The 23,156-nt window shown below is 61.7% G+C and carries 26 protein-coding genes and 1 pseudogene; 15 read left to right on the top strand and 12 right to left on the bottom strand.

The annotated features are described in order from the left end of the window. The 6 genes from B4F51_RS23335 to B4F51_RS23310 form a co-directional block, all read left to right on the top strand. A partial coding sequence (locus tag B4F51_RS23335; protein ID WP_296229140.1) for a hypothetical protein occupies positions 1 to 356 on the top strand: 356 nt, incomplete at its 5' end. Between the two features lie 346 nt (positions 357 to 702). Then, the gene (locus tag B4F51_RS23330; protein WP_296229139.1) at positions 703 to 975 is read left to right on the top strand and encodes a hypothetical protein; all 273 of its coding nucleotides are present in this window, start codon (positions 703 to 705) and stop codon (positions 973 to 975) included. A gap of 156 nt (positions 976 to 1,131) precedes the next feature. Further along, positions 1,132 to 2,010 (top strand): DUF4747 family protein, encoded by an 879-nt coding sequence (locus B4F51_RS23325; RefSeq protein WP_296229138.1) that lies wholly within the window; start codon positions 1,132 to 1,134, stop codon positions 2,008 to 2,010. A 9-nt stretch (positions 2,011 to 2,019) separates the two neighbouring features. Continuing rightward, on the top strand, positions 2,020 to 2,628 hold the full coding sequence (locus B4F51_RS23320; protein ID WP_296229137.1) for a hypothetical protein: 609 nt from the start codon (positions 2,020 to 2,022) through the stop codon (positions 2,626 to 2,628). 371 nt (positions 2,629 to 2,999) lie between these two features. Then, positions 3,000 to 3,662 carry a dihydrofolate reductase family protein gene (locus B4F51_RS23315; RefSeq protein ID WP_296229136.1) on the top strand — a complete coding sequence of 221 codons (663 nt, stop codon included), beginning with the start codon at positions 3,000 to 3,002 and terminating at the stop codon, positions 3,660 to 3,662. Positions 3,663 to 3,764: 102 nt separating this feature from the next. Next, on the top strand, positions 3,765 to 4,397 hold the full coding sequence (locus B4F51_RS23310) for a class I SAM-dependent methyltransferase (RefSeq protein WP_296229134.1): 633 nt from the start codon (positions 3,765 to 3,767) through the stop codon (positions 4,395 to 4,397). An 88-nt stretch (positions 4,398 to 4,485) separates the two neighbouring features. Here B4F51_RS23310 and B4F51_RS23305 read toward each other — a convergent pair whose 3' ends face one another. Then, positions 4,486 to 5,085 (bottom strand): DUF2939 domain-containing protein, encoded by a 600-nt coding sequence (locus B4F51_RS23305; protein WP_296229133.1) that lies wholly within the window; start codon positions 5,083 to 5,085, stop codon positions 4,486 to 4,488. A gap of 145 nt (positions 5,086 to 5,230) precedes the next feature. After that, a pseudogene (locus tag B4F51_RS23300) lies at positions 5,231 to 5,356 on the bottom strand (recombination-associated protein RdgC); the annotation flags it as partial. Positions 5,357 to 5,519: 163 nt separating this feature from the next. Here B4F51_RS23300 and B4F51_RS23295 point away from each other — a divergent pair. The 3 genes from B4F51_RS23295 to B4F51_RS23285 all read left to right on the top strand — a co-directional run bounded on the left by B4F51_RS23295 (position 5,520) and on the right by B4F51_RS23285 (position 8,069). Continuing rightward, on the top strand, positions 5,520 to 6,173 hold the full coding sequence (locus tag B4F51_RS23295) for a glutathione S-transferase family protein (RefSeq protein ID WP_296229132.1): 654 nt from the start codon (positions 5,520 to 5,522) through the stop codon (positions 6,171 to 6,173). A gap of 158 nt (positions 6,174 to 6,331) precedes the next feature. Continuing rightward, positions 6,332 to 6,952, top strand: coding sequence for a TetR/AcrR family transcriptional regulator (locus B4F51_RS23290; RefSeq protein ID WP_296229131.1), 621 nt, complete (start codon positions 6,332 to 6,334; stop codon positions 6,950 to 6,952). Between the two features lie 31 nt (positions 6,953 to 6,983). Beyond that, entirely contained in the window at positions 6,984 to 8,069 is a 1,086-nt protein-coding gene (locus B4F51_RS23285) for a methyltransferase (protein ID WP_296229130.1), read from the top strand. Between the two features lie 85 nt (positions 8,070 to 8,154). Here the strand turns inward: B4F51_RS23285 and B4F51_RS23280 are convergent, their stop codons facing one another. The 5 genes from B4F51_RS23280 to B4F51_RS23255 form a co-directional block, all read right to left on the bottom strand. Next, positions 8,155 to 8,865: an NAD(P)H-dependent oxidoreductase gene (locus tag B4F51_RS23280; protein WP_296229128.1), complete on the bottom strand. Its 711-nt coding sequence runs from the start codon at positions 8,863 to 8,865 to the stop codon at positions 8,155 to 8,157. A 162-nt stretch (positions 8,866 to 9,027) separates the two neighbouring features. Next, positions 9,028 to 10,671: a 3-(methylthio)propionyl-CoA ligase gene (locus B4F51_RS23275; RefSeq protein WP_296229126.1), complete on the bottom strand. Its 1,644-nt coding sequence runs from the start codon at positions 10,669 to 10,671 to the stop codon at positions 9,028 to 9,030. Between the two features lie 168 nt (positions 10,672 to 10,839). Then, positions 10,840 to 12,111 carry an MFS transporter gene (locus tag B4F51_RS23270; RefSeq protein ID WP_296229125.1) on the bottom strand — a complete coding sequence of 424 codons (1,272 nt, stop codon included), beginning with the start codon at positions 12,109 to 12,111 and terminating at the stop codon, positions 10,840 to 10,842. A gap of 216 nt (positions 12,112 to 12,327) precedes the next feature. Further along, positions 12,328 to 13,734: an alpha/beta fold hydrolase gene (locus B4F51_RS24590; RefSeq protein ID WP_349676323.1), complete on the bottom strand. Its 1,407-nt coding sequence runs from the start codon at positions 13,732 to 13,734 to the stop codon at positions 12,328 to 12,330. Positions 13,735 to 13,746: 12 nt separating this feature from the next. Continuing rightward, complete coding sequence (locus B4F51_RS23255) at positions 13,747 to 14,595, bottom strand: TauD/TfdA dioxygenase family protein (RefSeq protein WP_296229124.1); 849 nt, start codon at positions 14,593 to 14,595, stop codon at positions 13,747 to 13,749. 130 nt (positions 14,596 to 14,725) lie between these two features. On the opposite strand from B4F51_RS23255, the gene B4F51_RS23250 reads away from it, so the two are divergent. Further along, complete coding sequence (locus B4F51_RS23250) at positions 14,726 to 15,742, top strand: AraC family transcriptional regulator (RefSeq protein WP_296229123.1); 1,017 nt, start codon at positions 14,726 to 14,728, stop codon at positions 15,740 to 15,742. Between the two features lie 115 nt (positions 15,743 to 15,857). On the opposite strand, the gene B4F51_RS23245 is transcribed toward B4F51_RS23250, so the two are convergent. Next, the gene (locus tag B4F51_RS23245; RefSeq protein WP_296229122.1) at positions 15,858 to 16,382 is read right to left on the bottom strand and encodes an Lrp/AsnC family transcriptional regulator; all 525 of its coding nucleotides are present in this window, start codon (positions 16,380 to 16,382) and stop codon (positions 15,858 to 15,860) included. A gap of 139 nt (positions 16,383 to 16,521) precedes the next feature. Between B4F51_RS23245 and B4F51_RS23240 the strand changes: the two genes are divergently transcribed. After that, positions 16,522 to 17,538 carry a 1-aminocyclopropane-1-carboxylate deaminase gene (locus B4F51_RS23240; RefSeq protein ID WP_296229121.1) on the top strand — a complete coding sequence of 339 codons (1,017 nt, stop codon included), beginning with the start codon at positions 16,522 to 16,524 and terminating at the stop codon, positions 17,536 to 17,538. Positions 17,539 to 17,567: 29 nt separating this feature from the next. Here the strand turns inward: B4F51_RS23240 and B4F51_RS23235 are convergent, their stop codons facing one another. From B4F51_RS23235 to B4F51_RS23225, 3 genes are all read right to left on the bottom strand, one after another. Further along, positions 17,568 to 18,380, bottom strand: coding sequence for an arylamine N-acetyltransferase family protein (locus tag B4F51_RS23235; protein WP_296229119.1), 813 nt, complete (start codon positions 18,378 to 18,380; stop codon positions 17,568 to 17,570). Beyond that, entirely contained in the window at positions 18,377 to 19,366 is a 990-nt protein-coding gene (locus B4F51_RS23230; protein WP_296229118.1) for a helix-turn-helix domain-containing GNAT family N-acetyltransferase, read from the bottom strand. Before B4F51_RS23230 ends, B4F51_RS23235 begins: the two co-directional genes overlap by 4 nt. A gap of 78 nt (positions 19,367 to 19,444) precedes the next feature. Further along, on the bottom strand, positions 19,445 to 20,020 hold the full coding sequence (locus B4F51_RS23225; RefSeq protein ID WP_296229117.1) for a YbhB/YbcL family Raf kinase inhibitor-like protein: 576 nt from the start codon (positions 20,018 to 20,020) through the stop codon (positions 19,445 to 19,447). A gap of 201 nt (positions 20,021 to 20,221) precedes the next feature. Between B4F51_RS23225 and B4F51_RS23220 the strand changes: the two genes are divergently transcribed. Further along, positions 20,222 to 20,779: a YggT family protein gene (locus B4F51_RS23220; RefSeq protein ID WP_296229116.1), complete on the top strand. Its 558-nt coding sequence runs from the start codon at positions 20,222 to 20,224 to the stop codon at positions 20,777 to 20,779. Positions 20,780 to 20,850: 71 nt separating this feature from the next. Continuing rightward, complete coding sequence (locus B4F51_RS23215) at positions 20,851 to 21,033, top strand: glycine zipper 2TM domain-containing protein (protein WP_296229115.1); 183 nt, start codon at positions 20,851 to 20,853, stop codon at positions 21,031 to 21,033. Positions 21,034 to 21,057: 24 nt separating this feature from the next. On the opposite strand, the gene B4F51_RS23210 is transcribed toward B4F51_RS23215, so the two are convergent. Further along, positions 21,058 to 22,026: a GlxA family transcriptional regulator gene (locus B4F51_RS23210; RefSeq protein ID WP_296229114.1), complete on the bottom strand. Its 969-nt coding sequence runs from the start codon at positions 22,024 to 22,026 to the stop codon at positions 21,058 to 21,060. 136 nt (positions 22,027 to 22,162) lie between these two features. Here B4F51_RS23210 and B4F51_RS23205 point away from each other — a divergent pair, with 136 nt between their 5' ends. Both B4F51_RS23205 and B4F51_RS23200 read left to right on the top strand, forming a co-directional pair. Beyond that, positions 22,163 to 22,822, top strand: a complete 660-nt coding sequence (locus B4F51_RS23205) for a cysteine hydrolase family protein (RefSeq protein WP_296229113.1) — start codon at positions 22,163 to 22,165, stop codon at positions 22,820 to 22,822. Positions 22,823 to 22,961: 139 nt separating this feature from the next. Next, entirely contained in the window at positions 22,962 to 23,120 is a 159-nt protein-coding gene (locus B4F51_RS23200) for a hypothetical protein (protein WP_296229112.1), read from the top strand. Positions 23,121 to 23,156: the final 36 nt, after the last annotated feature.

Raw genomic sequence — 23,156 nt, 5'->3', positions numbered from 1 at the left:
ACGGAAATCCTGACACTCCCGCACAGCCTGACGGGCGGCGCTTCGAGCGTTGTGCGCCGACCTTTTTTCTCGGCGATTGGAGCTCCGAGCTCGGCGCTCCGACCTTTTTTCTCGACGTTTGGAGCTCCGAGCTCGGCGTTCCGAGCTTTTTTCTCGGCATTCCGAGCTTTTTTCTCGGCGATTGGAGTTCCGAACTCGACGTTCCGACCTTTTTTCTAGGCGGTTGGAGCTCTGAGCTCGACGTTCCGAGCTTTTTTCTCGGCGATTGGACCTCTGAGCTTGGCGCCTCGAGCACTGTGCTCGGCGCCAGTCATGAAACAAACCCTGACTTGCCCAGGCTGCTGAGCGGCCGTTAAACTCGGCCCGCTTGCGCGAAAAAGGCGCAGCCGGGACTGCAATCCCGAATTCAAGACAAATCCGCGAGTGCCGTTAGGCCCTTGCGTGCCGTCGTTCGCCTATATGGGCGGGCCCGGCAGGGAGGGCTTCGGCCCTGCCGATTTTTTTGGTTTGTCTTGATCGGTATTGCAGACCTTGTCGTGTGCCCGCCCACCCCTCGTGGTGGGTGGCTCCCCTACTCAACCAGTTGGAGGACAAGACGATGGCATTACCGACTCAAGCTGTATCCACCTCTTGCGGACGCTGCTCCGCGACTTTCCCCTCCCCGCCTCGCATCAATCGCCACGCCGTTTGCAGAGGTGTGCGATGACGCTCGAAATCAACCGTCAATATCTGCAAGGTGCGCTGGCTGCGCGCGAGTTCTTGCAGCGGACGCAAACGGGGTTGAAGCTGCATCGGCACTTCGAGCCGAAGCTGTTGCGGTGGGAGTTTCAGATACACATCTGCGACAGATCGCCGGAGTATCAAGCGGGGTTTTTGGACGGCATCGGCGTTTATGTGCTGACCACGCTTGAAGGGGTGTTGGTGGATTTGTATCGGTGGGAGTTGTTGAAGGAGCTCTCGCGGGGGCGGGGGTAGATAAAAAGATGTAGTGCTTTCCCCGGGCGGGCGGGGAAACCATATTTACAAATCCATTACGAACCAGTCGCCACCACCTCAGTTTCGGGCTACCATCTCTCAGCTCGGAATTACACCGAGGACCATCGGAATAAAAGATAGAGGGGAGGTATAAAAATGAGAACAGTAATCATCGGCGCGCTGAATGTAGTTATGCCTGAGCCGCACAACGCCGACAGATACGTCGAATTGATGAAGAAGGCATATAGAAGTAAGCGCGTCATTAAAATTCGGGGCCAGTTCGCTGGAATTCTTGGCTCATTCGATGTACGAGGGGAAAACGATTTCTATTACGGAGAAATCTTCAAATTCTACGACCTGAAAGTATCGGGGAAATGGCTCAACATGGTTCAGCAAGCTCCAGCGGAAGAGGAGGACTTGGCAGAACTTAACGTGCCTGAGCATTTGAAACCTGGGTTAGAAGCCTTCCCATTTCTATTCCATGCACCTTCACATCGATTGTTCTTCATTAGTCGCGAAACAGGCGAACATCTCGGCCCTGTGGATGCTGGACGATATTTTCGCGAGCTTCTGAATCAACCTCGCCTTGCGGAGCAGTATGGTCAGATTAACGTGACCGTCATACCTGCAGCCGACACGTTGGATCGAATTTTCGCTCTACCAGACCTTCGCAAACTGCATATCGTGATTACGCCACCCAATCCTGACGATTGGGAGGACCTCGAACAGGAGATCAAAGAGCGGTTGGCGGAACAGAATGCTGCCACGATGGTGACGGTTTTGGTGGCGGAAAAGGGCGAATCGTTGCAACCGAATGAAGGCACTCGGCAGTTGTCGGAAGTAGCTCAAGCCAACGGATATGTTGAAGCTCGGGGAGCAACAGAGGGTGGGAAGGTCGCGACGTTTTCAACAAAGAAACACCCAATGCTCGCACCGTCAAATTACGATCCAGACGTCGAAACGGTTCGAACCGCTCTTTTGAATGCGGCAAACAGCTACCTTGCGCGCATCCGTCGCGTTCATCGTCCAAATTAAGGATAAGCGATGCTGCACGATCTCAGAAGATCGTACTGGGGTGTGAGAGGGATATTCAGTCGATACTGGAATGCATATGGAGGAAAGAAGGCGGTTTTAACCTCTCCATATCTCCACGCTTCTATCGTTCTAGCAGCGCTGCTCTGTCACCTCTGGAGAAGCAGCGCATGGTGGGTTGATCCCATCGCCGCTTTGCCAACTATGATCGGCTTTGCCATCGGCGCATATGCGATTGTGCTAGGGTTCGGCGATGAGCGTTTCCGGGCAGTGATCATGCTGCGGAAAAATGGCGATACAAGTCCATACGTGAAAATAAGCGCGTCTCTCGCACATTTCATTGTTGTTCAACTAACTGCGCTTCTGGCGGCCCTCATTGCGAAAGGACTGGACTTCGGCCTGAGCAAGAGTCGAGGACTTGGTGTGCTTATTTTTCGCGCTACTGGAAATATCGACTTCTTGCATGACTGGGTGGCACCGATCGGCAATTTTGTAGGATTCGCCCTCTTCATGTATGCAATCCTCACTGCTCTAGCAACCGCTATGGCGATCTTCCGTCTCACCACATTGGTAGAGAGAAATGAACCACACAATAATGATGGTGAGGGCAACCAAAATTAGCTGCAACGTGACTAGATAGCTCGACCGATTGTTCTCGCGTAAGCCCAAGTCCGGAAGGCGGCTCCTTGCCGAAGACGATCAACTCACCCCACCACCTCCGCCCCGCAACCCGACGATAGCTTCGCGGGAAGGATCAAGCGGTACGTCAAGCCGCTTCAACGGCGATCCACATGCAAGAGAAAACCTCACTTGGGTCACTCACGCGCAGCGCGCTAAGCTAGTGGTGCGGTGGAATGCTAAGTACTCGGAAATTCGAACAAGTAGTACAGCAGGTGCCTAATCCCTCCGTCGAGCGGATGTCCTACAGCCGACATCGTCGGCTTCCGACCGCCACTCATGTCGAACATTAGGCGTCTAAGCGGAGACAAACGATGGCACGCGTTCGCGTCAATGGCTTCACTATCTCACTCGACGGATACGGAGCAGGTCCAAATCAAGACATGAGCAATCCGCTCGGCGTTGGCGGGACGGAACTGCACCAGTGGCTGGTCCCAACACGCACGTTCCAGCGGGCCTTGTTCGGCAAGGACGGCGGTACGACCGGGGTTGACGATGATTTCGCCGCCCGTGGCTTTCAGAATGTCGGGGCTTGGATTCTTGGGCGGAACATGTTCGGACCCATTCGCGGGGAATGGCCGGACACAAACTGGAAAGGGTGGTGGGGAGACAACCCGCCGTATCACGTTCCGGTTTTCGTCCTGACTCATCATGCTCGCCCGTCCATCGAGATGGAAGGCGGCACGACGTTCCACTTCGTCACAGGAGGCATCGGCGAGGCGCTCGACCGCGCACGCGAGGCCGCTGCCGGAATGGATGTGCGGATTGGCGGCGGGCTGAACACAATCCGGCAGTATCTTCGTGAAGGCCTCATTGATGAACTGCACATTGCTGTCTCGCCGGTCCTGCTCGGCCAGGGAGAACCGCTGTTCGAAGGGCTTGACTTGCGTGCGCTGGGATATGCGTGCGTTGAATCCGTAGCGTCGGAGAAGGCTACGCATTTCGTCCTGCGGCGCCAGGGGCAGACGGGGGCCTAACCATTGTCGGGCTCCGAAGCCACGATTGCTGCTCCCTAAAAGACGCCAGAAGCTGCTTCTTTTCTTCCCGGGCTTCGATCCACTTCACCTTTACTCAGGCCCATGAAACTCACCCTTGGCGAGCTCGAACAAATCAGTGCCGTTACGCTGCAGCACTACAACGCGCACGCGGATGATTTCCGCAAAGGTACAAGCGACCATGACGTCACACAGAACATCAACGCGCTACTGCGTCATATCGCCGTCGAGCCGCCTTTTGCGATCCTCGATTTTGGTTGCGGGCCGGGACGAGATCTCAAGGCCTTCACTACGCTGGGCCATCGCGTGGTCGGCCTCGATGGTGCCGAACGCTTCGTCGCGATGGCGCGCGATGAGACCGGCTGCGAGGTGTGGCAGCAGGATTTTCTACACCTCGATTTGCCGGCCGAACGCTTTGACGGCGTTTTCGCCAACGCCTCCCTGTTCCATGTCCCGAGTCAGGATTTGGCGCCCGTGCTGCGGCAATTGCACTCAACGCTGAAGCCCGGCGGCGTGCTCTTCAGCTCCAATCCGCGCGGAGCGAATCAGGAAGGCTGGAGCCACGGCCGCTACGGCGCTTTCCACGATCTCGAAGCATGGCGACGGTACATGGCGGATGCGGGATTCATCGAACTCGAGCACTATTACCGGCCCGCCGGCTTGCCACGCGAGCAACAGCCTTGGCTCGCCAGCGTCTGGCGAAAGCCGGTCGCCTGAAGTACCCGGCCGAGCTCATGGACACGGCGCCCGCTCCTGTCGTTCCAACGCTTTCGCCACTACCGAAGCCAGCGCCTTCAAACCGCGGCTAGTTGTCCATGTGCATGTCTAGCCCGACCAGCTTCCATGACAGCAGGCCATCACGTCGGAAAATGAACTTGCCTTGCTCCTTGTCGCCCTGTTTGGCAGTTGCAGTGACGGTGGACCAATTCTCGTACCGCATTGAGTAGTCCGGCCTCTGGCTGCCACCTGCATCGTTGTCGCGCGAAGCGGCGGATTGCGGCGTGCCTGAATCGGCATCGCTTGATTGGGGAGGCAACTGCCCGAGCAGTGCACCGGAGGCCGAGGTTTTGCCACGCGCCATCATCCCCATCACACTTTCAGGCGATACCAGTGCGTCCACCATCCGATTGATGACGCCCGCGCCGATGGCCATGCCAAGGTTGGCGAACAGGTTGTCGTCGGCTTCCCCCGCGCCCCCGAGCTTCTTACGCATCGACGCCGTGAGCTGCGACTTGATGCTGTCTTGCACTGCTGGAAAGTTGACGTAGGAGGAGAACGCACCCACGTCTTTCGCGTCGATGGCTGCCCGCATCTGGTGCAGGGTCCAGTACGGACTCGCGTAGCTCGCGAGCACCCCGGCGGCAACCAACACAACGACGGCAGCGGTGACGGCTTTGCTGTTCATCTATTCCTTCTCAATTCGATTGAAGCGGCGGCAGCCAAGGGGCTGATGATGCTACCCGCACCACGCGGCGATCCGGCCCATGACGAGTAGGCTCTGCTCCGGATTATGCGCCGCTCCCTCACTGACGGCCTCGATCAGTTGTCGTTCAAGCTACCGCTACCTGACGCATCGAATCGTGCTGATCGCCGCCCAGGAGATCGATCAGATCGGTCAACATTCGCCGCAATTCGCCCGTCATCAACGTGACTTCCGAATCGAAGCGTTCGATGTCGGCTGGGTCTTCTACTATCAGTCGGCGCGCCTCCTAGAGACCGCCGATGTCACGTCTGCGAAGCGCCTCGTTGCGGCACTCGTGGAGAGTGGCCCATGTTGACATTAGTCGTCAGTGCCTTAGCTTCTATCAATGAAGCCACGCAATCACCCGGAGCGCTCCAATGACCCCAATCATTACTGCATTCGAACGGTCGCCCGATGGCGGCAAGGGACTGGCGCGCGATACGCGCGTTCGCTGGGCGCTTGAAGAAGCGGGCCAACCCTACGACGTTCGCCTTGTTTCGTTCCATGCGATGAAGGAGCCCGCGCATCTGCGCCTGCATCCGTTCGGCCAGATTCCCACCTATGAAGAGGGCGATCTCGTTCTATTCGAGACAGGCTCGATCGTCTTCCATATTGCCGAGCGCCATGCGGGTCTATTGCCGGACGATGGCAATGCCCGGGCGCGGGCGATTACATGGATGTTTGCGGCGCTCAACACCGTGGAGCCGCCGATCCTGGAACTCGTCACCGCCAAGTTTCTGGAGAGCGATAAGCCCTGGACTCAGGAGCGCTTGCCACTGGTCATGGATCGCATCCGCCATCGGCTACGCCAACTTTCTGCCCGGCTGGGCGATGCGGACTGGCTTGATGGCGCGTTCAGCGCGGGCGACCTGTTGATGGTGTCGGTGCTGCTCAGACTAAGAGCATCGGGCATTCTGGATGCGTTTCCGAACCTCGCTGCCTATGTGGCCCGTGGTGAAGCGCGGCCCGCTTACAAGCGGGCTTTCGACGCTCAATTGGCGGTTTTTGCTGGCAAGCCATCGACCGGTTGAATCCGCAACCAGGAGCGGTCGCTGGCAACGCATTCCAAGAGGGGGGTGTCAAAACATTTTGACAACCATCCGGTGGCTCAGTGTTCGTCAATCAAGTGCCGGATCTTGATTGACGGAAGCCGGCGGCGCATTCATGCGCCGGTGCTAATCTACTCCGCATGGACGATATGGCCCCCTCCAACTCGGTGCGGGAACGGCTGCTCAAGGCGGCCCTCGACTGCTTCCTCGCCGACGATTACCACCGTGTCACGACGCGCCTGATAGCCGATCAGGCTGGCGCGAACGTCTCGATGATCCGCTACTACTTCGGCAACAAGGAAGGGCTTTACGAGGAGATGATCCGCGAGACGCTCGCGCCGTTGCTGGCCGTACTCGACGGGCCGATGCTCGCGTCGGCCGATGGCTTTGCCAGCTTCCTGAAGCTTTACTACGACACCATGTCGGCGCGGCCGGAATTCCCCAAGCTGATCCTCAAAGTGCTGGCGCTCAACCAAGGGCCGGGCCGCCGCTTCATCCAGCAATTGCTCGAACGCGGACGCACTCGCGGCGCGCGCAAAGTCTCTGAGTTGAAGGCCCAGGGGCTGGTCGCCGCGGCCGTCGATCCGGACGTCGTGCGCATGGCCTTCGTTAGCCTCGCCATGACACCCATGCTGCTGAAAGGCATTTTCGAGGAGCAGATGGGGCGGCCGATGGACGCCGCCTTTCTGGAAAAGCTCGCCGCTTTCAACAGCGGACTGTTCTCGGTGGGCCCAGCCGCAATTACTGCAGATAGAGGATAGGTTCGTGTCCCTACAACGCAATGCTGGTGGCGTGCGGCGCTTCGCCGCCGCGATGCGCTTCGGCGCCTGGCTGCAGGCGCTCCCCAGCCGCATGATGCCGCCGCCGTTTCGGCTGGTGCAGATCGGTTCAGCGTTCTGGCAATCACGTGCGCTTTATGTGGCGGCGCGGCTCGACATCGCCACACAGTTGGGCGACGAGAAACTCGGCGCGGACGCGATCGCAGCGCGCGTGGGTGCGCAACCGGAAGCGCTCGCGCGGCTATTGCGGATGCTGGTTGCCATCGGTGTCTTTGAGGAGCCCACGCGCAACGCCTTCCGCAACAACAAGGTTTCAGCGCACCTGCGCACAGACCACCCGCAGGGCGTGCGCGCGATGGTATTGATGCACAACTCGGAACCGATGAGCCGCCCCTGGTTCGAGCAACTTGAGCGCGGCGTGCGCGAAGACGTGCCCCCGTTCCGCCTCTCACACGGCGAGGATTTGTTCGACTACCTCGACCACCATCCTGATTTCGACAAGCTGTTCTCCGAAGCGATGGATAGCGTCGAAGCCCTGGCCGGCGACAGCTTCACCACCGACTTCGACTGGAGCCGCGTCGACCGCATCATCGATGTCGGCGGCTCGCGCGGCAGCAAGTCGCTCGCCATCCTCAAGCGTCATCCGCATCTAGCCGCGCTCGTGGTCGACCGCCCGCAGGTCATCGAAGAGGCAAAGCGCCATTGGCAGAAGCACGGCGGTGCTGAACGGCTTAGCTTCGAGCCTGGCGACGTGCTCCGGGGCGTTCCGCCCGCGCGCGACAGCCGCGACCTCTATCTGCTCTCCGCCGTGCTTCATGGATTTGACGACGACACCGCCGCCACTGCCCTGCGCAACGTCGCTGCCGCCTGCGGCAACAGCGGCGCACGTATCGCGCTGATGGAAATGGTCGCGCCAGATACCGGCGCTGACACGGCAATAACGGGAATCGACATGCAGATGTTCATGGGTACGCGCGGGCGCGAGCGCACCCTCCCGGAGTGGCATGCCCTGCTCGCGCGCGGCGGCCTGCACCTCGATGAAGTTGTCGGCCTGCGTAGCTTCGCCAGCATCATCGTCGCCAGCCGCGCGAACAGTTGAGTCGCTTGCATCTGCTTTCGGTCGTGCGGCGTGGGCACAAACAGCGCTGGTGGAATAGCTGACTGGGTTTATCGGGTGTCTTGCCCTATGCCCGGTTTCCGAGCGGATAAAGCTTTTCATCGAAATCGTTGAGGCTGGGAAACGAAAGTGGGGTCTGCCCGTCGAGCGCCAGAAGGCGTTCCCGCCAGGCCGTCAACATTGCTGCCCGGTCGTCGTCTGTGACATAAGGCACGTGCCAGGCAATGAAGGGCGGGAGCACGTCGAGCCCCGTATATGCCAGCGTACCTTGCAGCAGGTGCTTCAGCATTCCCTCCAGCGGGCCGTGTACGCCATCGCTTGCAAACATGTGCTCCTGCCCGCCCAGCGTCACGCTTACCAGGGCACGTTTGCCACGCAGCCCGCCACGGTCGTAGAAGCGCTTTCCACCGTAGACGGTGCCGGACACAAGCACGCGATCAATCCAGCCTTTCAGAATGGCGGGCGTTGAGAACCAGAACAGCGGGAAATTCAGTATGAGCAGGTCGCATTGCAGGAGCTTGTCCAACTCGTTCCGGATGTCAGCGCTGATCGTTTCCGTCTCGACACCATTACGCTGCTCAAGCGCATAGACGCAGTAATCCGGCTTGATTCTCTTGCCAAAGTCAGCGGCCGACGCAACCGGGTTGAAGCCCATCGCATAGAGATCCGAGACGAAGACTTCATGGCCTGCTGCGCGGAGTGTCTCCACAGCAGCTGTTCCCAGCGCCGAACTGAACGACTGGGGCTCCGGATGAGCGTGAACGACAAGAACTTTCATTTGAAATGGCACTCAAGGTGCGAAAAGGAAGGAAACATCTCGAGCCCCACTGTGGCGCGGGCTGGCACCGATGATGCCGACCGTTCTGATAACCATTCGGCGGTTCCATGACAGTGGCGAATGCGCGGCCAGTGCAGCGCATTCGCCCTCTTCAGGCCGATGTCATCCCGCCGGCAGGAGGTGGTGCCGGAACTGGTCGCGCAACTGATGCTTGAGCATTTTTCCCGTGGCACCCAGCGGGATGCTGTCGACGAAGACGACGTCGTCGGGGGTCCACCATTTGGCGATCTTGCCCTCGTAGAAGCCCAGCAGCTCACTGGAGGTGAGTTGGGTGCCGGGCTTTTTGACGACGATGAGCAGCGGTCGCTCGTCCCACTTCGGATGGTGGGCGGCGACGCAGGCCGCCATGGCGACGGCGGGGTGAGCCATGGCAATGTTCTCCAGGTCGATCGAGCCGATCCATTCACCACCGGACTTGATCACATCTTTGGAGCGGTCGGTAATGGTCATGAAACCCTCGGCGTCGATGGTCGCTACGTCGCCGGTAGGGAACCAGCCGTCGCCGGCGGCATCCGCGACCAGCGGACTGTCGCCACCTGCGTTGAAGTACGCCGAAACGACCCACGGCCCCCGCACCAGCAGATCGCCCGAAGTCTTGCCGTCCCACGGCAGCTCCTGGCCCTGGGCATCGACGATCTTCATGTCGACCCCAAAGATGGCACGCCCTTGCTTGGCTTGCACGGCGCGACGCTGCTCTTCCGGCCAGGCGAGCTGTTCTCTCTTGAGAACGCCAACGGTTCCGATCGGGCTGAGTTCGGTCATGCCCCAGGCGTGAATCACTTGCACACCGTGGGTGACTTCGAAGGTTGCAAGCATGGCGGGCGGGCAGGCTGCGCCGCCAATGATGGTGCGCCTCATCGTACTGAAACGCAGGCCCTGGCTCTGTACATGGCCTAGCAGCCCTTGCCAGACTGTTGGTACGCCAGCGGATAGCGTCACGCCTTCGGATTCGAACAGTTCATAGAGGCTCTGGCCGTCCAGACCTGGCCCCGGCAGCACGAGTTTGGCCCCCACCATGCAAGCCGAGTAAGGCAGTCCCCAGGCGTTGACATGAAACATCGGCACGACGGGTAAGACCGTGTCGCGCGCGGAGAGATTAAGCGCATCGGGCAGGGCTGAGGCGTAGCTATGGAGCACTGTCGAACGGTGGCTGTAAAGCACGCCCTTGGGGTTGCCGGTGGTGCCGCTCGTGTAGCACAGGCTTGAGGCGGTGTTCTCGTCGAAATCGGGCCAATCGAAGTGATCGTCGTGTGCGGCGACCAGTTCTTCGTAGCAGAGGAGATTGGGAATCCTGGACTCGCGTGGCATGTGGGCGCGGTCGGTCATGAGCACGAAGTGCTTCACGCTCGACAGACGGTCGGCAACGGATTCGACCAGGGGCAGGAAAGTGAGGTCGAAACACAGCACCTGGTCTTGGGCATGCTGTGCAATCCAGACAAGCTGGTCGGCGTGCAGACGCGGGTTCAGTGTGTGAAGCACGGCGCCAGAGCCGCTGACCGCGTAGTACAGCTCCAAGTGGCGGTACCCGTTCCAGGCGAGCGTGCCGACGCGATCGCTGGAGTTCACGCCCAAGGCGGCAAGGGCATTGGCGAGCTGTCGTGAGCGTGCAGCCAGTTGGCGATAGGTGTAACGGTGGATGTCGCCCTCAGCGCGGCGCGAAACGACAAGTTGACCACCGTGGTGACGCTCGGCATGGCGCAGTAACGAAGACACCAGCAGGCGATGCTGCATCATTTGTCCCAGCATGGGCATTTCTCCAGAGAAAGATATCTAGCGTCGGGGCGCTGGATCGGATGGGCGACGTGTCGGTCCGGCCTTAGCGCTTCACCCGAGAGGACTAGGGCGAGTCTCCGCCGCTGCGCGGTTGGCACAGCATGCGGTCCTCGCGACGTGGGGCCAGTCCTTCTAGACCGTTTAGTAGACGGTGGCGCAGACCGGCGCCGTGCGATGTATTCCTCTTGCTGCAAAAAGGAAAGCGAACAGGGCCAGGAAGGACAGTAGGTCGCTGCCCAAGAGCGCCAGAGTGAGGGGCTGTGCGTATCCGGCCGCAGTCAGGGAGTCGCTGACGGCACCGACGAGCGCATTGCCGATGGCGATGGCGACGATATTCACTAGCAGCATCGCGGCACCGGTGATGGTTGAACGCATGTTCGCCGGCGTGAGCTCCTGAATCAGCGAGAGGGATGGGCCATACAGGGCCATTGGCAGGAAGAGTCCGGCGCACATGCCGACGTAGAACAAGGGCGAGCCGGCCGTCGAGAAGCGGAACGCTACTTGTAGCGGAACGCAGAGCAACACCAGCAACGCCATGAAGCCTGCCCGACCTCCGGGAACGTAGCGCGCCAGCCGGTCGCTCAAGACGCCGCCGCCCAGTGCCCCCAGCGTTCCGAAAACGATCTGCAACATACCCAACTGGCGGGCGATGCCAGCGGGGTCGACGCCACGTTCACGGACCAGCCACAACTGTACGAACGACAGCCCAGCGAAAATGAAGTGAATCAGGACGAAGCCCGCCACCGTCTGGGTAAGCATGGGGTTGCCTCGCATCACGGACCAGACCGCTCTGAGTTGTTGCGGCAACGGTGCGCCACGTTCCTCGGCCTCGTCCATCGTGCGTCCGCCTCGTTCATCTTTGAGCATCGAGATGAGCAGAGCCACTACGGCGCCCACCACCCCCAAGCTGAAGAAGGTATCGCGCCAGCCGTGCGTCGCGCCGATCGTGCCTGCGAGCACGAAGCTGAACCCAATGCCCAGGGGAATGCCCGTGAAGAACACCCCCATGGCGGAACCTCTGCGGCGCGCGGAAAACAATTCGGCGATCAGCGACACGGCTGCCGGCACTAGCGCGGCTTCCCCACTGGCTACGAGAAAGCGGGCTGCGACCATGGCTTCGAAACTGCGCGCCGAGCCAGACGCCGCAGTGCAGACGCTCCAGATCAGGATGCCAGCGGCCATCACCCGCGTGCGGCTGTAGCGGTCTGCAAGAGAGCCCATGACCAAAGCCATGACGCCATAACTCAGCACCCAGACTGCACCGGCCAGTAGTCCATATTGGGCGTTGCTCAGCGATAGGTCGCGAGTGATCTGGGGCGAGAACCCCAGCAGCATGTTGCGGTCAATATGCGCAAGCACGTGGAGTGCGAGTAGGCACGCCATGACGGCGCGAGGATGGCTTTTCCAAAGCATGATCGTCCCCTAGAAGGCAGGCAGATGTGGCAACGTGCAACAGTGCTTGGGTGGCTGCGCGCGAGCACCGGACACAAGTTCGATGTGGAAGGGACTTCAGGAGCCATGCAACTTGGCGAACTGCTTGTCAGGCGCCGCGTGCCAACTAGCCAGCGACTCGTCGGGTGCGGCCCCATTGCCTGGGGCCTGCCTCAAAATCGCCGGGTTGCCACGCAGTTAGACGCTGAAGCTCGACACGTCGATCGGCTCGATGCCCTCCTTCTTGCAGAACGCAAGATAGCGATCCATCATGCTGCGCCAGTTTTCGATCGCGAGAACCGCGCCGTCCGGAGACAGCAGGTTCCAGTCGCCCTGGACGATGTTCAGCGTCACAACTTCTTCTTCGCCAACCGAGACGGGCGTGTGGCGCGAGCCTGCAGTCTCGAACACAAAGCTGCCCGGGGTCGCCACCCAGTCATGTTCGAGGTATCTCCAGCAGCCCTTCAGGGTTGACACCATGACGGTGCCGGCGTGATGGTGCAGGGGCAGTTCGGAATGCGGAGGAATCTTCAGCAAGGTGATCCATTCGCCGCGGATTGGGTCAACCTTGATGAGCTTGAGGAAGAACTTGTCGCTGTAGGGCGTGAAGGGAATCCAGGGCAGCGCTTCAACGTCGATCAGTGCGGTATCAATGGTTTCGTAAAACATGACGGCTCCTTGCTGGTTGGGAGAAATGAGGTTCGGGGATGTGGTGGAACCCGCTCGGGCTTCCTCTTGCTGGACTGTGTTGAAGAATTCCAGCAGACGCTCGACTACCCATGCCGGTCTTTCCTCGGGAATCCAATGACCGCAGTCGGGCGCCACGCCGCCGCGCACGTCACTGGCCATTCGCTGCCACGAATCCATCGCAAAGAATCCGCGACCGACATTGGGTGCGCCCCCGCCATAGACGAGAATGGGCATCGGAAGCTTGCCGCGCTCGCGTACCACCGCTTGGTTGTCCCGGGCATCCTGTGCCATGGCGCGGTAATAGTTGAAGCCCGCACGCATCGCACCCGGTTGCGAATAGGCGCGCACGTACTCGCGCTGCGCATCTTCCGAGATGGCGTCCGGGCGCGCGCCCGCCTTGCGGAACATATGCCGCAGGTAGACGTCTTCCCGTCCTGCCACCAGTGCTTCCGGCAAATCGGGTTCGCCATGGAAACCGTAATGCCAACGAGGAATGCCGTTCAGCGCAGAGCCATCACCGGGCACTGGCGCATCGAAGATGGCCAGCGCTCGCACCGCCTCGCGGTATTGAGCCGCCAGCGCAAAGGCCACAGGGCCACCCCAGTCGTGGGCGACGACGTAAAAGCGCTCCTCGCCCAACACGTCGTACATCAGACGCCAGACGTCCTGCGCGACCGTCTTGGTGTCGTAGCCACCGTTCGGGCGTGACGAGTCGCCCAGCCCACGCAGGTCAACCGCCACCACGCGGTAGTGCTGCATCATGCCGGGCAGCACGTCGCGCCACATGTACCAGGTCTGCGGCCAGCCATGCAGGAACACCATCGCCGGGCCGTGGCCGCCGCTGACATAGTGCAAGCGCACCTCGCCGACCTGGGCGTAGCTGTGCGTGAGTTCGAGATTCAATGCACGATCCATGTCGGGCCTCAGTCAGAAGGGGCGATCGCCCTTGATGGTGGCGCGGTTCATGCGGCGAACGCACGGCGGGTAGTCCATCACGGCGTAATGCTGGGTGCAGCGGTTGTCCCAGATGGCGATGGCGTTGGGGCTCCAGCGCCAGCGCACTTGGTATTCGGGAACGAAGCTCTGGCTAACCAGGTACTCCAACAGGTTGGACATGCCGGGATGGAAGTCCTGACCAAAGCGCACGTTGCGAGCGGTGTGGTAGTTGGTGAAATGGGTCAGGAAGCCGCCCGTCAACAGGCTTTTCTTGCCCGTCTCGGGGTGGGTGCGCACTACCGGGTGCTCCGGATCAGGGAAGCGGGCCTTCATCGCAAGTCGCTCTTCGGCCGGCTTGGCCGCCATAAATGTCGACTCCATGCTGTGGCGAGCACGCAGGCCTTCGATCGTTTCCTTGATGGAGTCAGGCAGACGTTCGTAGGCCAGTTCCATGTTGGCCCACATCGTGTCGCCGCCCACCGGCGGGCACTCAAGGCAGCGCAGTACAGCACCCATCGGTGGCATTTCGCGCCAGGTCGCATCGTGGTGCCAGGCGTTCTCGTAGCGTTCGGGGGGGCTCTCCGGTGTCTTCCAGATCTGGATGATGCCGGGCTCACTGCTGGTGCTCGGTGCCAGTGGGTGGTCTTCAAGCTCGCCGAAGATGCGCGCGAGCGCTGCATGTTCGGCATCGGTCATGACCTGATCGCGCGAGAACAGCACCTTGTGTTTCAGCAGCAATTCCTTGATCTGGCCAGCGAGATCCGCATTGCGTCCGGCCTCGGCAAGATTGACGCCCTGGATTTCGGCACCCAGCGCGCAGGTGAGCGGAATGACTTTCATGGTTGTCTCCTACTGGTGGCTATATCGCCGCTGATGCGGCATTTGTGAGCTGCATTCTGCGGATCAGCATTTCTCCTGACTTGACGTTTGGAGAAAGAAATTTGACTATTCGGGAAATTAGGGGATAACCATGACCGCGCCGATAGTGCGCTCGGCCGCACTGACCAACTTCGAGCAAGTCGCCGACGCGTGCGGTTTGGATGCCCGCGCTCTGGTGGCGGAAGTGGGCTTGCCGCCCAACTGTCTGTCTGACCCCGACCTCGCATTGCCGTCAAACTTGACGGCAACCTTGGTGGAGTTGGCGGCTGAGCGCGGTCATGAGCCCGCTTTCGGCTTGCGCATGGCGCTGTCGCGGCGCCTGTCCAACCTCGGCCCGCTTGGCCTGCTGGTGAGGGACCAGCCAACCCTGCGCCATGCACTGGAGGTACTGGTCAAATACATCCATATGCACCATGCGGCGATGACCGTGTCCTTGGTGCAAACCGGTGACCTGATCTGTATCCGCGAGGAAATCCTTTCCGAGGGTGGCCGTGTTCCGCGCCAGTCCACTGAGCTGGCCATGGGGACGACCTTCCGCCTGCTACGCATCTTTCTCGGCGAGGGATGGCACCCCCGGTCAGTGACGTTCCGCCACCCGGCTCCCGCCAATGTGATGTGGCATCGACGCGTGTTCGGGTGCCCGGTTCTGTTCGGGCAGGAATTCAACGACATCGTCTGCAACGCCAGGGATCTCGAAGCGCCAAATCCGGGGGCGGACCCCGTCATGGCCCGCTACTCCGAGCGGCTGCTGGAGGCGGACCACGTGCCACTGACCAGCATGTCGGAGCGGGTGAGACGGCTAGTGATTCTGCTGTTACCGCGCGGGCATTGCCGCGTGGAAATTGTCGCGCACCAACTGGGCGTCGATCGCCGCACCGTGGCCAATCATTTGGCTGCTGAAGAGACGACGTTCAAGTCGCTGGTGAATTCGATGCGGCGCGAACTGCTGGCCAGTTACCTCCTCGAGGGGGCACGGAGCATGTCCGAAGTTGCCACGCTGCTGGGCTTCTCTGAACTCAGCGCGTTTTCTCGCTGGCATCGCCAGCAGTTCGATTGCTCATTACGGACAAGGAGGCTTTCTTCTTCTGCGCACGACCTTAATGCTTAGCGGTCCAGACCTGCCTTCCTTGCTCACCGGGCGAAGAACGGCTAGTCAGCTGGAGCTATTGCCGTTGTTCTGTCCGGACAAGCTGAACGGCGGAGATGGGTCGAAAGCCGTCAAATCAAACCACCACCTCCGTCCGACTCACCACCTCCTTCAACCCCATAAACGACCGCACCTGCCGCACCCCCGGCAGATACAGCAGTTGCTCCGCATGCAGCCGCGTAAAGCTTTCTGAATCCCGCGTGCGGATGAGCAGGAAGTAATCAAACTCCCCCGTCACCAGGTGGCACTCCATGCAGCCGGAGATGGTCTTCGCGGCCTTCTCAAAGGCGGCGAAGGATTCCGGCGTGGAGCGGTCCAGCACCACGCCGATCAGCACCACCGTGCTCGCCCCCAGCGCTTGCGGATCGAGCAGCGCGACCACCCCTCGGATTACCCCGGCAGCCTTGAGCCGCTCCACCCGGCGCAGGCATGCGGCCGGGCTCAGGTTCACGCGTTTGGCCAGCGCCACGTTGCTGATGGACGCATCTTTTTGCAGGGCACGCAGGATGGCTTTGTCCGTGCGATCCAGCTCGGGCGACGGGGCCGATGACTTGGCCGACTTGGGCGAAGCTTTGGTCCTTGCACGCAATTTTGTTGCCATAAACATCGCCTTTACACAATTTCAGATACCACCGTACCTAATTCTGCGTGCCATGATGCGTCAATGCACCGATCTTCACAACCCTGTTTCGTGTGTTCTTTTCTAGCATTGACGCATCAACCCAACCGGAGTGATGCGCATGAACTTGCAACGCTTTCCCCGTCACCAACTGACCTTCGGGCCGACGCCCATCCAGGCGTTGCCGCGCCTGTCTGCGCAACTGGGCGGCAAGGTGGAGATCTACGCCAAGCGGGAGGACTGCAACAGCGGCTTGGCCTTTGGTGGCAACAAGACGCGCAAGCTGGAGTACCTGATTCCGGAGGCGCTGGCGCAGGGCTGCGACACGCTGGTCACCATTGGCGGCATTCAGTCGAACCACACGCGGCAGGTGGCGGCGGTGGCGGCGTATCTGGGCATGCGCTGCGTGACGGTGCAGGAGAACTGGGTGAACTGGTTCGACAGCGTGTATGACCGCGTGGGCAACATCCAGCTCTCACGCATCATGGGTGCGGACGTGCGGCTGGTGGATGCCGGCTTTGGCATCGAGTTCAAGCAGAGTTGGGAACAGGCGCTGGAAGACGTGCGCCGCGCGGGCGGCAAGCCGTATGCGATTCCGGCGGGTGCGTCAGACCACCCGCTGGGCGGCCTGGGCTTTGTTGGCTTTGCGGAGGAAGTGCGCGAGCAGGAGAAGGCGCTGGGCGTTACCTTCGACACCATCGTCGTGTGCTCGGTCACGGGCAGCACGCAGGCGGGCATGGTGGTGGGTTTTGCGGCGGACGGGCGAGCGAACCGCGTGATCGGGATCGACGCATCCGCCAAGCCGGAGCAGACGCGCGAGCAGATCTTGCGCATTGCGCGGCAGACAGCGGACAAGGTAGACCTGGGCCGCGACATTACCGATGCCGACGTGGTGCTCGAAACGCGCTATGCGTACCCAGAATACGGTTTGCCGTCGCAAGAAACACTGGACGCCATCCGCCTATGCGCCCGCGCCGAGGGCATGCTGACAGACCCGGTGTACGAGGGCAAATCGATGCAGGGCATGATCGACTTGATCCGCCGGGGCGAGATTCCGGCGGGCTCTCGTGTCTTGTATGCGCACCTGGGCGGGGTACCGGCGCTCAACGGTTACAGCTTCCTGTTCCGCAACGGCTGACGGGCGGCAACCGCCCTACTCCACGTCAATCAGGCCCATTCCGGAATGCCGGGCACGCGCATGTGCTCGACTTCCGGCAGGTCGATGCCGAAGTATTCGATCAGCAGCCCCCGCAACGCACGGCGATCTTCCAGCTCGAATTTGTGCGGCGTGTCCCCACGCCAGATCGTGGCGTCGCGGTTCATCACCGTCACACGGCCCTCGTCGGTCAGCGAGCGCATCAGGATGCGGTTCATGAACGGCGACGCCGGATACGTCGACGTGTAGTGATTCGCCATCTCGAAATCGATCGGGTGGTCCTGTTCCAGTGTGGTGACCCACGCATCGACTGGCGTGTCGCTGCGCACCTGTGCGCGCAGCACCCAGCGGTCTGCATCGCGCGCCATCCAATGCAACTCGCCATCAATGTTTGCCTGCTTGCCGTCGACGAGCGGCACCGGAACACGTGGCGCCAATGCCCCAAAGCCGGGGTCGACCACGAAGGTGCCTTCGGGCAACGGCACTGTCAGGAACATGTGGCTGCGCGGCGCTTCGGTACGCGGAACCAGCAGCACCACGCGCGACGAGTGGCGGGTCGGCTGGAAACCGAGTTGCTCCAGCACCGCCGCAAACAACGTCGCGTGCTCAAAGCAGTAGCCACCTCGCCGCGCGTGAACGAGTTTGCGCTGCACGCTATCCAGATCAATCCGAATGCCGCGCCCGAGCAAGACGTCGAGATTCTCGAATGGGATGTGCCGCATGTGGGCGTGCACCAACTGCGCCAGCGTGTCGTAGGTTGGGCGGGTGTCGCCGCCCCACTGGATACGGTTGAAGTAGGCGTCCAGATTGATGGAAGGTGTCACTTGCTGTCTCCTCGCGCCTTGGCGCGGCGGCGGAATTGCTGCTCGACCACGGCACTGCCCCATTGTGTGCCCTCTTGCTCCCGCGTGAGCGTGAAGCCGAACGACTCGTAGAGGTGACGAGCCGCATCCAGCCCCTTGAAGGTATCGAGGTACGTTTCATCAAAGCGCGCGTCGACAAAGCGCATGGCGCGCGACATCAGCTCGCGGCCGATGCCCGTGCCGCGCAATGCGTCGTCGACGATGAACCAACGCAGATGCGCGAGGCGGTTGTCGGCGTGGCCGTCAATGGCCAGAGATGCCAGGCACCGGCCGTTCTCCACGCACAACCAGAGCGCCTTGTTGCTGTCGGGCAGCGATTCTGCAAAGGCGGCCAGCTCCGTGGCGACGCGGCGCTCGAAGAACACGCCAAACCCCCAGTGCTGCGCGTAGAAGCGGCCGTGCAAGCTGGCAATGTCGCCAATGCAGCCGGGCACGTAGCCTTCAACGATCCGGATGCCGGCTTTGGCGGCGGCGGGCGGTGTTTTGTGGTCGTTGTCATCGGCCAGCGCACTGGCGTACTGCGACAGCGATGCCACCAGCCGCTGCTGATCCATTGGCGTGAGATGGCGCAGCGCATTCGACACCTGATCCGAGGCAAACGCGTCGATCTTGCGGCGCAGTTGCTGGCCAGCCTTGGTCAGGTACAGCTCGGAAGATCGGCCATCTTCATTGGAGGCGCGGCGCTCCACCAGCCCGTCGGATTCCAAGCGCGTGACCTGGCGGCTGGTGCTCGATTTGTCCAGGCGCAAGCGCTCGGCCAGGTCGCGCGCCTGAATGCCGGGCGCCCCGGCAATCTCAAGGATGGCGTGCACGGCGGAAGGCGGCAGATCGCTCTCGGCCAGCGTGTTGCGCATGAAGCCGAGTTCGCGCACGAGTTTGCGCGAGACTTCGCGCAGCTCACGAATGGTCTGCTCGCGCGGTTGGGTGGGGGCTTCGATGAAATCCATGGCAGCCTCAATTAGTTGCATCGAGCAACCAATATAGTTGCGCGAAGCAACCTTTTCAAGAGCGTCGCTGGTGGACTTTCAGAAATTGCCGAAGCGGCCAATCCATGCAGTGGCGCCTTTGGCGTGCCCCTTGAGCGCGGCATCCAGCTCGGCGCGGGTGAGCCCGGCGGGCAGCGCATCCGGCGCAAGATCGGTGGCGATCAGCAGAAAGACGTAATGGTGCATGCCCGTGCCCTTGGGCGGACAAGGCCCCAGGTACGCTGGTTTGCCGACGGTGTTCTGGCCCATGCGCAGCGCATCGCCGGTGCCGGCGCCCTCGGGCAACCCGGTCTGCGTGGCGGGAATGCCGTACGCCATCCAGTGATTCACGCCCAGGCCGCCCGCGCCTTGTGGGTCGCTCACGATCAGCGCCAGGCTGGTGGCGCCGGCCGGCACGTTGGACCAGGCCAGCGGCGGCGAGACATTGTCGCCCGTGCAGTTGGGGTTGGCGGGGTTCTTGCCGGCGTATTTGCGGTCCATGACGCCGTTGTCAGCAAATGCCGGAGACTGCACGGCAAAGGAGCCGGCCTGGGCATACGCCTGGGGCATGCCCGACATGCTCGCCAGCGCTAACAGCGCAGCGCTGTACAGGGCGCGAAGCGTACGTTGGCTCATGATCTGCCTCCTTGCCGAAATGGAACGCGCCACCACGATACGCCAAGGCAGGTGACAGCGCCGCGAACGCGTGCCGCTTGTGCGCTGCACAGCACCGTACGCAGGCCGCTGTCAGGGTCCCATGCGACAATAACGCGCCCCTGGGCGAGCCCTGTTTGCCTCGCCGCTTTTGCCTCACCTGACCATAGGAGATCCGGACGCATGTTCGGCGATATCACGCGTTTTCTGCTCGACACGATCTTCACGCTCTTCGGTGCTGCGCTGCTGATACGCGCCTGGACGCAGGCGGTGCGGCTGTCGCCGCGCAACCCGCTGTCGCAGGCGATCTTCCAGTTGACGGGGTGGCTGGTGCACCCGCTGCGCCGTGTGATTCCGGCCACGGGCTATATCGACTGGTCGTGCCTTGTGGCTGCGTATGCCACTGCGGTGGTGTATCTGCTCCTGCTGGTGGCCTCGGTGGGCGTGAGCCCGCTGGCCCTCGTGCCGATGGGCTTTGTAGCGGCGCTGTTTACGGTGCTCAAGTGGGCCTTCAACGTGCTGGTGTGGGTGACGATTGCATCGGCCATCCTGTCGTGGGCGGCGCCGCATTCGCCCATGGGGGCGGTGTTCAATACGCTGGTCGATCCGCTGCTGCGCCCGATCCGTCGCGTAGTGCCGCCGCTGGGCGGGCTGGATCTCTCGCCGCTCATTCTGCTGGTGATTGCGCAGGTGATCGTGATTGCGCTGTCGCATCTGTCGGTCTCGCCGCTGTTCACGTGAGCGCGGCACGCGCTTTGCTCGACTGACGGTATCGGCCGCTGCAACGGTCGGCCTTATCAGGAGAGCACATCATGAACGCATGGAAATCGGCACTGGTTTGCATCGCGGCCGCGCTGGTGCCCGCGCTGTCTGCCTGTACGCTGGGCGGCGCCGTGGCCGGCGGGGTGGCGGGCCACGAACTCACGCATAGCCCGGCCGGCACGATCGGCGGTGCGGCGGCGGGGGCCATCATCGGCCATGAGCTGGGCCAGTAAGGCCATCGGCAAACAGCCTTCTCTTCAGGTCTGCGCAAACAGCGTGCGATAAGCACTCGGTGACGTGTGATACGTCCGGCTGAAATGCTGGCGCAGCGACACCGCGCTGCCGAAGCCCGCCAGTTGCGCAATCGCCTCCACCGGCTGGCGCGTGGTTTCCAGCATGCGCTGCGCATAGGCGAGGCGCTGCGCCAGCAGCCACTGGCCGACCGTCGTGCCGGTCAGATCACGAAAGCGCCGCGTGAAATTGCGCCGGCTCATGGCCGCGCGCTCGGCCAGCGAATCGAGCGTGTGCGGCTCGGCCAGGTTGGCCACGGTCCAGTTCAGCAAGTCCGATAGACGATCACCGCCCGGTGCATCGTGCAATGGCTGCTCGATGTACTGCGCCTGCCCGCCCTGCCGGTGCGGCGCCACCACCAGGCGCCGCGCAATGCGGTTGGCCACCTCGGCGCCATGCCAGCGGCGCACCAGGTGCAGGCAGCAGTCCAGGCCGGCAGCCGTACCGGCGGACGTGACGAGGCGCCCTTCATCGGCATCCACATACAGCACGTCGGGCTTCAGCTTCACGCGCGGATAGCGCCGCGAGAACGCCTCGACTGCGCTCCAGTGCGTGGTCGCTTCAAAGCCGTCGAGCACCCCCGCCTCTGCCAGCACAAACGCCCCCAGGCACAAGCCGACCACCGTCGCGCCCCGCTCATACGCAGTGCGCACAGCTTCCACCATGGGTGCGGGCGGGCGCTCATCCGTGTCGCGCCACGACGGCACGATGAGCACATCTGCGCGGGCGGCATCTTCCAGCGTCAAGTCGGTCTGCACGGCAAATCCGGCGGTAGTGCGCAGGCCGTCTTTTTTGGCCGGCTCGCCCGCGCAAATCTTGAGCTGGTAGGCAGGCAAGCCCGCCCAGACTCGGTCTTCAAACACCAGGCACGGCACAGAAAGGTGGAACGGGCTGATGTCGTTGAAGGCCAGAACGGCGATTTCCGGGGGGTTCATGGCATTCCCATTGGTTTGGCCCGATTTCATCGGTGATTGTCTTCCGGGCCACTTTTGGGAAGGATAACCGTGGGCGAAGATGCTGTCCACGGGCTGACACAACAGCCCGATTCAACCAACCAAAGAGGAGTCAGCCATGACTGCAAACGCCACCCCGAAGCGCGCCCTGATCGTCATCGATGTGCAGAACGAATACTTCACCGGCGGCCTGCCGATCGAGTATCCGGACCCGCAGCAGACCGTCGCCAATGTCGGCGTTGCCATGGATGCCGCACGCGAGGCAGGGATTCCGGTGATCGTCGTGCAGCAAACTTCGCCCGCCAGCTCGCCGTTGTTTGCCATCGACACCGATGGCTGGCAACTGCACCCCGTGGTGGCTTCGCGCCCGCATGACCACTACCTGCGCAAGCTGCTGCCCAGCGCCTATCCGGAAACGGACCTCGCGCAATGGCTGCAAGCGCGCGGCATCGACACGCTCACCGTGGTCGGCTACATGACGCACAACTGCGATGCCTCGACCATCAACCATGCGCTGCACAACGGCACGGCGGTCGAGTTCCTGCATGATGCGTCGGGCTCGGTGCCGTACAGCAATCAAGCGGGCTTCGCGAGTGCGGAAGAGATCCACCGCGTGTTCAGCGTGGTGCTGCAGTCGCGCTTTGCGGCCGTGATGTCGACCCAGGAATGGGTGCACAGCGTGAAGACCGGCGCAGCGCCGGCGCGCGACAACATCTACAAGTCGAACCAGCGGGCGCGTGGCCTGCTGCAAGATGAGGTCACGCAGAAGATTGCTTGATCACACGGCCGCAGACGGCATGGTGACGGAGTGACACCTTGCGCTTTCCGCCTGATGAACACCACGAATCTCGTATTTGTTCTGGTTCTCAGGCGAACTAGACTTCAGGGGCCGATGCCAGCCACTTCAGGGAGAAGCCATGAAACGCATGATGAAGAGTTTCCTGCTCGGCGTTGCCCTGCTGACCGTGGTTGGCGGCACCGTTGGAACCTTTGCAGTTCTCTCCGTACCGTCGGCGCAGGCAGAGCCGTGCAGCGGCCGCGGATATCCGGAGGGCGGTGGCGGCAGCCAGCCCTGATATCGCGCGGGCCCCATGTCGGCTCATGAAGCCGCT

It is taken from the genome of Ralstonia sp. UBA689 (assembly GCF_002298975.1).
Classification (GTDB): Bacteria; Pseudomonadota; Gammaproteobacteria; order Burkholderiales; family Burkholderiaceae; genus Ralstonia.
Note: the sequence above shows the minus strand (reverse complement) of the source record. Positions and strands in the feature narration are given on the sequence as shown.